At 71.0% G+C, this 12,688-nt stretch carries 12 protein-coding genes; 8 read left to right on the top strand and 4 right to left on the bottom strand.

Annotation, left to right across the window (positions count from 1 at the left end):
- Positions 1-141 precede the first annotated feature (141 nt).
- The 4 genes from lepA to ACN28A_RS05155 all read left to right on the top strand — a co-directional run bounded on the left by lepA (position 142) and on the right by ACN28A_RS05155 (position 3,964).
- Positions 142-2,022, top strand: a complete 1,881-nt coding sequence (gene lepA, locus ACN28A_RS05170; RefSeq protein ID WP_421392875.1) for a translation elongation factor 4 — start codon at positions 142-144, stop codon at positions 2,020-2,022.
- Positions 2,019-2,561, top strand: coding sequence for an NUDIX domain-containing protein (locus tag ACN28A_RS05165; protein WP_421392874.1), 543 nt, complete (start codon positions 2,019-2,021; stop codon positions 2,559-2,561). The genes lepA and ACN28A_RS05165 overlap by 4 nt, the downstream gene beginning before the upstream one ends.
- A 77-nt stretch (positions 2,562-2,638) precedes the next feature.
- Entirely contained in the window at positions 2,639-2,926 is a 288-nt protein-coding gene (locus ACN28A_RS05160) for a GlsB/YeaQ/YmgE family stress response membrane protein (protein WP_421392871.1), read from the top strand.
- A 234-nt stretch (positions 2,927-3,160) separates the two neighbouring features.
- Entirely contained in the window at positions 3,161-3,964 is an 804-nt protein-coding gene (locus tag ACN28A_RS05155) for a hypothetical protein (protein WP_421392869.1), read from the top strand.
- Between the two features lie 399 nt (positions 3,965-4,363).
- Here the strand turns inward: ACN28A_RS05155 and ACN28A_RS05150 are convergent, their stop codons facing one another.
- The 3 genes from ACN28A_RS05150 to ACN28A_RS05140 all read right to left on the bottom strand — a co-directional run bounded on the left by ACN28A_RS05150 (position 4,364) and on the right by ACN28A_RS05140 (position 7,229).
- Positions 4,364-5,266 carry a phytanoyl-CoA dioxygenase family protein gene (locus ACN28A_RS05150; protein ID WP_421392867.1) on the bottom strand — a complete coding sequence of 301 codons (903 nt, stop codon included), beginning with the start codon at positions 5,264-5,266 and terminating at the stop codon, positions 4,364-4,366.
- A gap of 223 nt (positions 5,267-5,489) precedes the next feature.
- Complete coding sequence (locus tag ACN28A_RS05145; protein ID WP_421392866.1) at positions 5,490-6,350, bottom strand: hypothetical protein; 861 nt, start codon at positions 6,348-6,350, stop codon at positions 5,490-5,492.
- A 93-nt stretch (positions 6,351-6,443) separates the two neighbouring features.
- A complete protein-coding gene (locus ACN28A_RS05140) occupies positions 6,444-7,229 on the bottom strand; it encodes an enoyl-CoA hydratase-related protein (protein WP_421392864.1) in 786 nt (261 codons plus the stop codon).
- A gap of 17 nt (positions 7,230-7,246) precedes the next feature.
- Between ACN28A_RS05140 and hemW the strand changes: the two genes are divergently transcribed.
- Positions 7,247-8,470, top strand: coding sequence for a radical SAM family heme chaperone HemW (gene hemW, locus ACN28A_RS05135; RefSeq protein WP_421392862.1), 1,224 nt, complete (start codon positions 7,247-7,249; stop codon positions 8,468-8,470).
- A 55-nt stretch (positions 8,471-8,525) separates the two neighbouring features.
- Here hemW and ACN28A_RS05130 read toward each other — a convergent pair whose 3' ends face one another.
- Positions 8,526-9,275, bottom strand: a complete 750-nt coding sequence (locus tag ACN28A_RS05130) for a DUF4870 domain-containing protein (protein WP_421392859.1) — start codon at positions 9,273-9,275, stop codon at positions 8,526-8,528.
- Positions 9,276-9,618: 343 nt separating this feature from the next.
- Between ACN28A_RS05130 and hrcA the strand changes: the two genes are divergently transcribed.
- The 3 genes from hrcA (at position 9,619) to ACN28A_RS05115 (ending at position 12,638) form a co-directional block, all read left to right on the top strand.
- Complete coding sequence (hrcA, locus tag ACN28A_RS05125; RefSeq protein ID WP_421392858.1) at positions 9,619-10,641, top strand: heat-inducible transcriptional repressor HrcA; 1,023 nt, start codon at positions 9,619-9,621, stop codon at positions 10,639-10,641.
- A gap of 70 nt (positions 10,642-10,711) precedes the next feature.
- Entirely contained in the window at positions 10,712-11,848 is a 1,137-nt protein-coding gene (gene dnaJ / locus ACN28A_RS05120) for a molecular chaperone DnaJ (RefSeq protein WP_421404159.1), read from the top strand.
- A gap of 46 nt (positions 11,849-11,894) precedes the next feature.
- Positions 11,895-12,638 (top strand): 16S rRNA (uracil(1498)-N(3))-methyltransferase, encoded by a 744-nt coding sequence (locus tag ACN28A_RS05115; protein ID WP_421392856.1) that lies wholly within the window; start codon positions 11,895-11,897, stop codon positions 12,636-12,638.
- Positions 12,639-12,688 lie beyond the last annotated feature (50 nt).

Genomic DNA, 12,688 nt, shown 5'->3' with positions numbered 1-12,688 from the left:
CTGACCGGTGTGGGGTGGCCACGGTGCGGTGGGCGTGGTGACCGAAGTCGCGACGGTGATCCGGCGGCCTCGGCCGGGCACCGTCGGGCGGCATGGGAACATAGAAGGCCCATCGTCGTCAGCCAAGCAGAACGGATCGCCGTGCCACCGACGCCCGACTCCGGCGCGAACTCTCCTGGTGCCACCGACCCCGGTCGGATCAGGAACTTCTGCATCATCGCCCACATCGATCATGGCAAGTCGACGCTGGCCGACCGGATGTTGCAGCTCACCGGTGTGGTCGATCCCCGGCAGATGCGCGCGCAGTATCTCGACCGGATGGACATCGAGCGGGAGCGCGGCATCACGATCAAGAGCCAGGCGGTCCGCATGCCGTGGACCGTCCGGGAGGGTGACCAGCAGGGCGAAGAGGCCGTGCTGAACATGATCGACACGCCTGGGCACGTGGACTTCACCTACGAGGTGTCCCGGTCGCTGGCCGCCTGCGAGGGCGCGATCCTGCTTGTCGACGCCGCCCAGGGCATCGAGGCGCAGACCCTGGCAAACCTCTACCTGGCGCTCGAGAACGACCTGCACATCATCCCCGTACTCAACAAGATCGACCTGCCGGCCGCGCAGCCGGACAAGTACGCCGAGGAGTTGGCGCACCTGATCGGCGGGGATCCGAGCGACTGCATCCGGGTCTCCGGCAAGACCGGCGAGGGGGTGCCGTACCTGCTCGACGAGATCGTCCGGCAGTTCACCCCGCCGGTCGGCGAGGCCGGCAACCCGGCCCGGGCCATGATCTTCGACTCCGTCTACGACGTCTACCGCGGCGTGGTGACGTACGTCCGGGTGATCGACGGCCGGATCGAGGCGCGCGACAAGATCAAGATGATGTCCACCGGAGCCGTGCACGAGCTGCTGGAACTCGGTGTGATCTCCCCGGAGATGCAGAAGGCCGGCGCGCTCGGGGTCGGCGAGGTGGGTTACCTGATCACCGGTGTGAAGGACGTCCGGCAGTCCCGGGTCGGTGACACGGTCACCATCAACGCCCGGCCGGCGAGCGAGCCGCTCGGCGGCTACAAGGATCCGAAGCCGATGGTCTACTCGGGTCTCTATCCGATCGACGGGTCGGACTATCCGGCGCTGCGGGACGCGCTCGACAAGCTGAAGCTCAACGACGCGGCGCTCAACTACGAGCCGGAGACCTCGGCCGCGCTCGGCTTCGGCTTCCGCTGCGGTTTCCTCGGCCTGCTGCACCTGGAGATCATCGGCGAGCGGCTGGAACGCGAGTTCAACCTCGATCTGATCTCGACCGCGCCGAACGTGGTCTACCGGGTCGCGATGGAGGACGGCAACGAGGTCACCGTCACCAACCCGAGCGAGTACCCGACCGGCAAGATCGCCGAGGTGTACGAGCCGGTGGTCCGGGCGACGGTGCTCACCCCGAACGACTACGTCGGCGCCGTGATGGAGCTCTGCCAGGGGCGGCGCGGCTCGTTGCAGGGGATGGACTACCTCTCCGCCGACCGGGTCGAGCTGCGCTACACGCTGCCGCTCGCCGAGATCATCTTCGACTTCTTCGACCAGCTCAAGAGCCGTACCAAGGGTTACGCCTCGCTCGACTACGAGCCCACCGACGAGCAGCGCTCCGACCTGGTCAAGGTCGACATCCTGCTCAACGGCGAGCCGGTCGACGCGTTCAGCGCGATCGTGCACAAGGACAAGGCGTACAACTACGGCGTCAACATCGCGGCGAAGCTGCAGAAGCTGATTCCCCGGCAGCAGTTCGAGGTGCCGATCCAGGCCGCGATCGGCAACCGGGTGATCGCCCGGGAGACGATCCGGGCGATCCGCAAGGACGTGCTGGCCAAGTGTTACGGCGGTGACATCAGCCGGAAGCGCAAGCTGCTGGAGAAGCAGAAGGAGGGGAAGAAGCGGATGAAGATGGTCGGCCGGGTCGAGGTGCCACAGGAGGCTTTCATCGCCGCCCTCTCCACCGGTGACTCCGGCGACGGCAAGGGTGGCGGCAGGAAGTGATTCCCCGGGGGTACGGCCCCGGCGCCTCCTTCTGCCCCCGGTGCGCGGCCGCCCTGCCCGGCCCCGCCCCGACCACCTGCACCCGGTGCCGCTACCAGCTCTTCGTGAACGCCCGCCCGACGGTCGGCCTGGTCATCCTGGACGGTGTGGATCGTGGCCGTGGCCCCGCCGGGGTGCGCTTCCTGGCCCTGCGCCGGGCGGCGGAGCCGATGCTGGGCCGTTGGGAGATTCCGGGCGGATTCTGCGACGGCTGGGAGCACCCGGCCGAGGCGGCGGTGCGGGAGGCCCGGGAGGAACTCGGGGTGTCGGTGACCCTCGGCGAACATCTCGGCATGTACGTCGGCAGCTACGAGTTCCAGGACGAGACGCTGCCGGTGCTCGACACGTTCTTCCTGGCCACCCTGGACGACCCGCGGATCGTGCTCAACCCGGCCGAGTCCGCCGAGCTGGGTTGGTTTCCCCTGGTGAGCCCGCCTCAACTGGCTTTCGCCACGATGGATGCGGCGGTTCGGGACGCGGTACGACGTCTGGGCAACTAGGTCGGTTTGAGATTTTGCGCCTTCGGGAACCTAGCAGTCACCACAACAACGTGTGACACATTCGAAGGAGGACGGCCGTGGAATTCACCGTCTGGGGTATCATCACCGCGCTCGTCGTCGGTCTCATCATCGGCGCCCTCGGCCGTCTGGTCGTACCAGGTCGCCAGGACATGCCGATCTGGCTGACCATGCTTATCGGTGTCGGCGCGGCGCTGCTCGGCACGGTCATCGCCCGGGCCGCCGGCATCGCGACGCAGACCGCCGGCATCGACTGGATGGAGCTGCTCATCCAGGTCGCCGTGGCCGCCATCGCCGTGGCGCTGGTCGCCGGAGTCGGCCGCCGTCGCCGAGTAAGCCGGTACTGAGCACCCCGCTCCCCGGTTCAGCAAGGGGCGTCGGCCGAACGGCCGGCGCCCCTGCGGCGTTTCCGGGCTGGCGCCGGCTGCCGGGAACCGCTAAATTCTCCACGGCCGTACGATCGATCGTGGTCGACCAGCCGACCCGGGCGACAGTTGTGATCGTCATTCGCATTTGCTCAAATGATCTCCTTATGTTACGCTCCGTAAGTGTCTACGGACTCTCTCCCGGGAAGCGCCAGGGTGTCATCTCGACAACTCTCCGATCTGCACCCCAAGGTCGCGTTGTACCTTGAGGCGTACACCCCCCTGGTCGAAGAGTGGTTCTCCGCCCTGCGTGTTTCGGGTGCGCTGACGGAATTGCGACGCGCGGCACCCGGCCGCGATCTCGTCGACAATCTGCAAAGCCTCGACCAGCTTTTCCGAGACCTGGTCGACGCCATGTTCGCGCATCCGACACCGGTGCTGGAGCACGCCCTCGCGGTGGTGGCCGCCCATCGCGGGGCGGTGGTCTGGGAGGACCAGATGGTGCCGCGCGCCGATGCCGGGACGGCGGAGCTGGCCGCCTCGCTGCGGCACAAGTTCAAGCGCAACATCAGCCTCGCCCTACTGGAGGCGCTGATCTGCCTGGAGTCCGCCCTCGCGTACGGGCGGGAGGGCCTGGGCCTGACCGGGGCGGCCCTGGAGCAGACGCTGCGCGGCAGCACCTCCATGTTGGCCAGCCTCTCCGTCCTGCACGACCAGCACGAGGTGGCTCGGATGCGGCAGTTGACCGGCGACCCGACGGAGATCCAGCATCCGCGGTTCACGGTGGCGGACATCGTCCGGGGCGCCTTCCGGATCGGTCCGGAGAAGTTCCGGGCCGTCGGCCCGGAGGGGCAGCGGAAGATCAGGTTCGGCAGCGTCGCGCCGCAGGACATCGAGCTGTCCAGCCCGACAATGAAGTGTCCGGCGCACCGGCTGACCAACGACGAGGGCCAGCCGTTGAACAACGAGCTCTGGGCGCTTCTCGTGGACGTCTACCGGTTGTCCGGCCGGTTGGCCTAGCGCGTTGGCCCGGCGCGCCCGAACGTACGGCCGACCGCAGGGTCGAACGTGAATGATCCGGCGATTTCATCGCATTAGCCGCCTGGGCGGCAGATGTGTTCCGGGCCACTTTCCGGCAGTCCGGCAGAATTGCCATTGCAATCGGTAAATTACCGACAGTTATCGTGTCGTCGTGAGGACAGCCGGCGGGCATATACCCGGACGCGCGTGTCACCACCAAGTCATCTTGATGACAGGGTGGTATCACGGCGAAAGCGAATATGACCTGTCCGCCGGGACCGGTCCTCGAGATGTCCAGATCGGTCGTCGGCGGGCGGCGGGCGACGGCGTTGCGACGAAACGGCGGTCCCACCGGCCCGGCTGGACCGGCGGAACCGCCGCGTCAGGTGGCGGGAGTCGTCAGCGCAGCCAGGGGATGCTGCGGTCGAGCAGACCGCGCTCCTTCAGCTCCTTGCGCAGCGGGATCTCGTCGTCGATGTAGCCGTCCCAGTTGATGCCCCAGTAGTTGGCGGTGTGGGTGCCCTCACCGATCAGCTGACGCTGCACCGGGGTCCGGTTCTTGTACCACTCGCCGTTCTTGTCCGGGTGCAGCTCGTCCAGCGGCCGGATCCACCGGTAGGTGTAGCCGACGAAGAGCATCTTCCGGGTGATGCTGGAGAGGTTTGTGGACCGGGAGTGCCACTGCCGCCGGTCGAAGATGAAGGCGTCGCCGGGGTTGGCGGTGATCTCGACCGTTCCCTCCGGGTCCGGGTTGTGCACGCTCAGGTCGGCCGGGCGCGGCAGCGAGTTCCACAGGTGGCTGCCGGGGATGACCTTGGTCGCCCCCCGGCCCTTCTCGGACAGGTCGGAGAGCACGTACGCGACCTTGAGCGAGAACATCGGCCGGGGCAGGTTCGGATCCATCGTCTCCGGGTCCGAGTTCTGCCGGTAGCCGTCCTGGTGCCAGCCCCAGTACGGCTTCTCCGGCTCCAGGGCCGGCGGGGTGACGTCCAGGTGGTTGTGGTGGGTGTAGATGTTCCACCCGGCCAGGCCCCACATGTACGGGAACGAGATCGGGTGGGTGAGCAGCTCGCCGAAGAGCTCGTCCCGCTCCACGAAGCCGAGCAGGTGCAGCGTGCCGTCCTTGGTGGTGTTGCCGGCCGCCTTCTCCTCGGCGTAGACCCGGTCGACCGCCGCCTCCAGAGCCGCCCGGTGGTCCTCGGTCAGGACATTGCGGAGCAACAGGAAGCCCTGCTCGTGGAACTCCTTGCGATCCGTGTCACTGATCGGCTCGTAGCCGGTGCGGCCGCCGTAGTCGAACACCGCGTCCCCTCCCCATAGGGTGAAACTCTTTCTGAGCACACAGGCTGCCGATCGTAACTCCCTTGGCAAGACCCGCAGTGCGGCGCTCGGCCGCCGGATCGACCCCGGTCATCCAGAGGTACGCAGGGCAGCGGGACCCTGACTCCACGTGGTCAGACGGCGGCTGAATGAGGGATTAAGGGGGCGTCTGTCCGTTTGTGCAATCACCGCCAGTTAGCGGTCGTCAATCGGCGAAGACCTCGGCGACCACCTGGTGCGGACTCGGCGGGCTGCCCTTGACCGGCGTCCAGGCCCCGCCCTCCGCGCTCCACTGGAGGTCGCCGAACCGGACCGTGCGTACCCCGTGGTCGTCGGCGTGCGACACCAGCCAGTGCGCGTAGCGCCAACCCACCTGCGGATCGGTCGTCGGCACGGCCAGACCGGTCAACTCGCCCGGTACCGACGTCTCCAGCCGGCCCCAGTCCAGCTTCAGCCCGGCGGTCAGCGCCGCCGCCGCCGCGTTCCCGCGCATCGCCGGCTCCCGGCCCACCGTGCAGGCCACCGCGCCGGTGGCGTTGCCGAGCAGCGCCCGGGTCAGCACCTCGGACTCGTCCGCCCACTGCTGGTAGGCGTTCGGGAAGGCCGACCGCTGCACCCGCTGCGCCGCGACCGTAACCTCCATCTGCTCCCAGCCGCGCACCCGCTTCAGCGCGTTGTAGAACCGGGTGGCGGCGTAGCGCGGGTCCCGGATCTGTTCCGGGGTGCCCCAGCCCTGGCTCGGTCGCTGCTGGAACAGCCCGACGGAGTCCCGGTCCCCGCTGGCCAGGTTACGCAGCCGGGACTCCTGGAACGCCGTGGCCAGCGCCACCACCACGGCCCGCTCCGGCATCTTGCGCCGGACGCCGACCGCCGCGATGGTCGCGGCGTTCGCCATCTGCTCCGCGTTCAGCGTGACCCGGCCGTCCGCCTCCACCACGCAGCCGGGCGCCGCCCGGGGGATCGGCAGCTTGTGGCCGTACTCCCGGGCGCCCAGATAGACGCCGAAGCCGGCAACCGCCGCGAGCGCCAGGCCGGCCGCCACCACCGCGCGAGTCTGCACCGCCACCCCCTGCCCGATATTGGGACACAGCCTACTTCGACCGCCGATAGTTCCCGGACCGCTACTTCGAGGGCCGGTCGTTCGGGCCGGTTGTCCCGGTCAGCTCCCGGGTACCCATCGGGCGGGTCGTTTCTCACCGAACGCGGCGACGCCCTCCCGACCCTCCGCGGAGTGGAAGTACCGCACCGACAGGTCGCGCAGCTCCGCCAGGCCCGCCCGGAAATCCGCCCCGGAGCCGCGCCGGAGCAGCTCCTTCGCCCCGGCCAGCGCGCCCGGGGCGCCCCGGACCAGCGCCAGGCAGTACGAGGCGACGGTCTCGTCCAGCGCCTCGGCGGTGGTGACCGTGGTGACCAGCCCGATCTCGGCCGCCCGGCGCCCGTCGAAGGTGTCCCCGGTCAGGTAGAGCTCGGCGGCGGCCCGGGGTTGCAGTCGGGGCAGCACGGTCGCCGAGATCACCGCCGGGATCACCCCGAGACGTACCTCGGTGAACGCGAAGGTCGCCTCCTGGGCGCAGACCGCCACGTCGGCCGCCGCGATCAGGCCGAGGCCGCCGGCCCGGGCCGGCCCGCCGATCCGGGCCACCACCGGCTTCGGGCACTCCCAGATCGCCCCGAGTACGTCACCGAGCATCGCCACCGGCACCGTGCCCTCGCGGTACGCCGCCGCGGTCTCCTTCAGGTCGGCTCCGGAGCTGAAGACCGGCCCGGTGTGCGAGAGCACCACCACCCGTACGTCGTCGTCCGCCGCCGCCGTGCCCAGTGCGTCGAGCAGTTGGGTCAGCAGGGTGCTGGAGAGCGCGTTGCGGTTGTGCGGGCTGTCCAGGGTGAGGGTCGTCACCCCGTGCGTGGTGGAGACCCGGACGAGCGGATCGGGGGCTGAGGTCATGCCGGCACACTAGTCGCATGCCAAAAGTCCTCCCGGCGGGCGAGCCCGTGCCCGACGACGGTGCGCTGCCCGAAGCCGCGCTGGCCAGGGTGGGTGAGCGTGGCTTCGGCGTCTACGTGCACGTGCCGTTCTGCGCCAGCCGGTGCGGCTACTGCGACTTCAACACCTACACCGCGACCGAACTCGGCGGTACGGCGGGCCGGGACGGCTACGCCGACCAGGTGCTCGCCGAGTTGCGCCTGGCCGACCGGGTGCTGGCGGACCGGCCGCCGGCCCGGGTCGACACCGTCTTCGTCGGCGGCGGGACCCCCACCCTGCTGCCCCCGGACGACCTGGCCCGGATCCTGGACGGCATCGACCGGACCTGGGGGCTGGCCGCCGACGCCGAGGTCAGCACCGAGGCCAACCCGGAGTCGGTGACCCCGGAGTCGCTCTCCGCGCTGCGGGCCGCCGGCTACACCCGGATATCCCTGGGCATGCAGTCGGTCGCCCGGCCCGTGCTGGCGATCCTGGACCGCCGGCACACCGCCGGCCGGGCGACCGAGGCGGCCCGGGAGGCCCGGGAGGCCGGGTTCGAGCACGTCAACCTGGACCTGATCTACGGGACGCCGGGGGAGCGGGCGGAGGACTTCGCGGCCTCGCTCGACGCGGTACTGGCCGCCGGGGTGGACCACGTCAGCGCGTACGCCCTGATCGTGGAGGAGGGCACCCGACTCGCCGCCCGGATCGGTCGCGGGGAGCTGGCGTACCCGGACGACGACGTGGCGGCGGACCGCTACCTGGCCGCCGAGGCGGCGCTGTCCGGGGCGGGTTTCTCCTGGTACGAGGTCTCCAACTGGGCCCGTACGCCGGCCGCGGCCTGCCGGCACAACCTGCTCTACTGGACCGGCGGCGACTGGTGGGGGCTCGGGCCGGGCGCGCACAGCCACGTCGGCGGGGTCCGCTGGTGGAACGTCAAGCACCCGTCGAGCTACGCGGCCCGGCTCGGTGCGGGGCAGTCCCCGGGGGAGGGCCGGGAGCTGCTCTCGGCCGGGGAGCGGCACACCGAGGAGGTGCTGCTGCGGTTGCGGCTCGCCACCGGACTGCCGCTGGCCGTCCTGGACGGGCCGGGGCGGGCGGGCGCGGTCCGGGCCCGGGAGAACGGGCTGCTGGACGGCGCGGCGTACGAGGCGGGGCGGGCGGTGCTCACCCTGCGCGGGCGACTGCTCGCCGACGCCGTCGTCCGCGACCTGCTGCCCTGACAGCGCGATGGCCCGCGCCGGGTGCGGCACGGGCCATCGTCGGAGGCTCGGGGTCTTACTTGGTCATGCGGATGGTCATCGGGTAGCGGTACAGCACGCCCTCGTTGGCCTTCATGCCGGCGATGATCGAGAAGATCAGCACCACCACCCAGGCGATGAACGGCAGGAAGATGAGCACCACGGTGCAGGTGCCGACGACGAGCGAGACGATCGAGATGATGCCCCAGGTGATCTGGAAGTTGAGCGCCTCGACCGCGTGCGCGCGTACGGTCGGCGACTCGTTGCCCTTGGCGAGCAGCGCCACGAGCGAGGCGATGAAGCCGACCAGGATGCCGCCGAAGTGCGCGATCAGGGCCCAGGTCTTCTCGTCGTTGTTGGCGTAGCCGTGCGGTGCCGGTGCGCCGTACGGGTTGCCGGGGTAGCCGCCCTGCGGCGGGTAGCCGGCGCCGGGGTATCCGCCCGGCGGCTGGCCACCGGGCGGCGGGTAACCGCCTCCGGGGGGCGGATAGCCCCCGCCGGGGGGCGGATAACCGCCGGGCGGCGGGTAGCCCCCGCCCTGGGGCGGGTAGCCGCCACCGGAGGTCGGGTACGTCCCGCCGCCCGAGGTCGGGTACGTCCCGCCACCGGACGTCGGGTAGGTGCCGCCGCCCGAGGTCGGCGGGGGCGTGCCGGGCGCACCGTACTGCGGTGCGGCGGGCGGGGGATACCCCTCGCCCGGCGGCGGGTACTGGCCCGGGTTCATCGGGGCGGTCGGGTCCTGCGGCGGACCGCCGTATTCTCCGGGAGGGCGGGGCGGTTCAGTCATGGGGTCACGGTAGGACCACCGCTCAACCGGCGCCAGCCGCCCCCCGGTCGAACCCGCACCAGCCGGGGAATCGATCCCGGCCGCACACCGATCGAATCCGCGCCGTTTGCCGATCGAACCCGGACGATGACCGGCGGTGCCCGCCCGGCCCAGCGGGGTAGGGTGTGCTGGCAAGCCTGTTGTCCAGCTTCGGACAGCCCCTCCAAATGATCATCGCGCGGGGGTACGCCTTGGTCGTAGACTGGCACTCGCTACAGTCGAGTGCCAGGCAAGCCTGGCCCGACCGTCGTGGTCGCCCCGGTCGTTTCGCCCAGCCGGGGCCGGACGTCGCAGGGAGGTGAGGATGGGTCTCGACGACCGCAAGCTCGACGTGCTGCGCGCGATCGTGGAGGACTACGTCGCCACCCAGGAACCGGTCGGCAGCAAGGCACTTGTCGAGCGCCACCAGCTCGGGGTCTCCCCGGCCACCGTCCGCAACGACATGGCCGTGCTGGAGGAGGAGGGCTACATCCGGCAACCGCACACGAGTGCCGGTCGGGTTCCCACCGACCGTGGCTACCGGCTCTTCGTGGACCGGCTCTCCCGGGTCAAGCCGCTGACCCCGGCCGAGCGCCGGGCGATCGAGCGGTTCCTGGTCGGCGCGGTGGACCTCGACGACGTGGTGCACCGTACGGTCCGGTTGCTCGCCCAGCTCACCCGGCAGGTGGCCGTGGTGCAGTACCCGAGCCTGGCCCGCTCCGCCGTCCGGCACCTGGAACTGGTGCCGATCTCCACCACCCGGCTGATGCTTGTCATGATCGCCGACACCGGCCGGGTCGAGCAGCGGCTGGTGGAGCTGCCGGCGCCGATCAGCACCGACGACGTGACCGAACTGCGCCGGCTGATCAATGAGCGGCTGGTCGGGAAGAAGCTCGCCGACACCCCGCCGCTGGTCCAGGCGCTCGTCGACGAGGTGGCCACCGGGCTCTGCCCGGCGATGACCACACTCGCCACGGTGCTGCTGGAGACCCTTGTCGAGCGGCACGAGGAGCGGATCGTGATGGCCGGCACGGCCAACCTGACCCGGGGCGGGCTGCTCGACTTCCAGGGTTCGCTGCGACCGATCCTCGAGGCGCTCGAGGAGGAGGTCGTCCTGCTCAAGCTGATCGGCGAGGTGGAGCCGAACACCCTCCAGGTGCGGATCGGCGACGAGAACGAGATCGACAACCTCCGGGGCACCTCGGTGGTCAGCACCGGATACGGTCCGGGTGCGACCATCGTCGGCGGACTCGGCGTGTTGGGGCCCACCCGGATGGACTATCCGGGCACCATCGCCACGGTGCGGGCCGTGGCACGCTACGTCGGCGACGTGCTGGCGCAGAACTGACCACCACAGCTCACCCTGACCTGACGACCGGCGGACGGTACGCGAGACAGACATGAGGACACGGAACGCAGTGGCCAAGGACTACTACGGGATTCTCGGCGTCGGCCGGGACGCCTCCGACGACGACATCAAGCGCGCCTACCGCAGGTTGGCGCGGCAGTACCACCCGGACGTGAATCCGGATCCGGAGGCACACGAGAAGTTCAAGGACATCAACGCCGCGTACGAGGTCCTCTCGGACGACCAGAAGCGGCAGATCGTCGACCTCGGCGGTGACCCGCTGGCCCCCGGTGGCGGACCCGGCGCCGGTCCCGGCGGTGCGGGCGGCCCGTTCGTCGGCTTCCAGGACATCATGGACGCGTTCTTCGGGGCGGCCGGCGGCTCCCGGGGCCCGCGTCCGCGTACCCGGCCCGGCGCCGACGCGATCCTGCGGCTCGAACTCGACCTGCCGGAGACCGCGTTCGGGGTGGAGGCGCCGATCACGGTGGACACCGCCGTGCTCTGCACCACCTGCACCGGCGCCGGCACGGCACCCGGCACCCACCTGGCCACCTGCGAGGCGTGCGGCGGGCGCGGCGAGGTGCAGTCGGTGCAGCGCACCTTCCTCGGCCAGGTCGTCTCGTCCCGGCCGTGCACCGTCTGCCAGGGCTACGGCACGGTCATCCCGCACCCCTGCCCGACCTGCGCCGGTGACGGGCGGGTGCGCACCCGCCGCTCGCTGACGGTCAAGATCCCGGCGGGGGTCGAGGACGGCATGCGGATCCGGCTGGCCCAGCAGGGCGAGGTCGGTCCCGGCGGTGGTACGGCCGGCGACCTCTACGTGGAGATCCACGAGCGGCCGCACGACGTCTACTCCCGCAAGGGCGACGACCTGCACTGCCGGGTCACGGTGCCGATGACCGCCGCCGCGCTCGGCACCCGGCTGACCATCAAGACGCTGGACAGCGAGGAGCCGGTCGACGTCAAGCCGGGCACCCAGCCGGGCTCGACGCTGCGGCTGCGTGCCCGGGGCGTGCCGCACCTGCGCGGTGCCGGCCGGGGCGACCTCTACGTGCACCTCGACGTGCGTACCCCGACCAAGCTCGACGCCGACCAGGAGCGGATGCTGCGCGAGTTCGCCAAGACCCGGGGCGAGGAGGTCGCCGAGCTGACCAAGCAGGGCGGCTTCTTCTCCCGGATGCGGGACGCCTTCAACGGCCACGGCTGACCCGCGCCGTCCCGCCCCGGGCCGGTGACCGGTTAACCTGCTCGCCGTGAGTGCGCCGCTGTTCCTGGTCGAGTCGCTGCCGCCGGGCGACTCCGTCACCCTCGACGGGCCGGAGGGGCACCACGCCGCGACGGTGCAGCGGCTGCGCCCCGGCGAGGAGCTGCTGCTCGCCGACGGGCGCGGCGGCACCCTGACCGCCGTGGTCACCGCCGTCGGCCGGGGCACCCTGACCGGCACGGTCACCGCCCGCCGGTACGCCGAGCCGCCCGACCCGCGCCTGGTGGTGGTGCAGGGCATCGCCAAGGGCGACCGGGCCGAGCTCGCCGTGCAGGCGATGACCGAGGTCGGGGTGGACGAGATCGTGCCCTGGTCGGCCGAACGCTCGGTGGTGCAGTGGCGCGGCGACCGGGGCGCCCGGGCCCGGGACCGCTGGGTGGCGACCGCCCGCGAGGCGGCCAAGCAGGCCCGCCGGCCCTGGCTGCCGGCCGTCGTCGGATCGGCCCAGGCGCCGGACGAGTCGACCCGGGCGGTGGCCCGGCGGATCGCCGCCGCGTCGGCCGGTTTCGTGCTGCACGAGGAGGCGGTGGACCGGCTCGGCACCGCCGAACTGCCGTCGACCGGCGACATCGTGCTGGTGGTCGGCCCGGAGGGCGGGGTGTCGCCGACCGAGCTGGCGGCGCTCGCCTCGGCCGGTGCCGTACCGGTAAGGCTCGGCCCCGAGGTGCTGCGGACCTCCACCGCCGGAGTCGCCGCGCTGGCCGTACTCTCGGCCCGGCTCGGCCGCTGGTGACCTGGCCTGGCCGGCTCGGCCGCTGGTGAACCCGGCCTGGCCGGCTCGGC

The sequence above is a fragment of the Plantactinospora sp. WMMB782 genome, from assembly GCF_049179135.1.
Lineage (GTDB): Bacteria > Actinomycetota > Actinomycetes > Mycobacteriales > Micromonosporaceae > Plantactinospora.
The sequence above is the reverse complement of the archived record's forward strand: the minus strand, read 5'-3'. Positions and strand labels throughout refer to the sequence as shown.

Bases quoted from the DNA above. Each gene is read 5' to 3' on its own strand.
- ACN28A_RS05140 (WP_421392864.1), bottom strand. From the start codon at position 7,229: ATGACCTCAGCCCCCGATCCGCTCGTCCGGGTCTCCACCACGCACGGG.
- hemW (WP_421392862.1), top strand. From the start codon at position 7,247: ATGCCAAAAGTCCTCCCGGCGGGCGAGCCCGTGCCCGACGACGGTGCG.
- ACN28A_RS05130 (WP_421392859.1), bottom strand. From the start codon at position 9,275: ATGACTGAACCGCCCCGCCCTCCCGGAGAATACGGCGGTCCGCCGCAG.
- hrcA (WP_421392858.1), top strand. From the start codon at position 9,619: ATGGGTCTCGACGACCGCAAGCTCGACGTGCTGCGCGCGATCGTGGAG.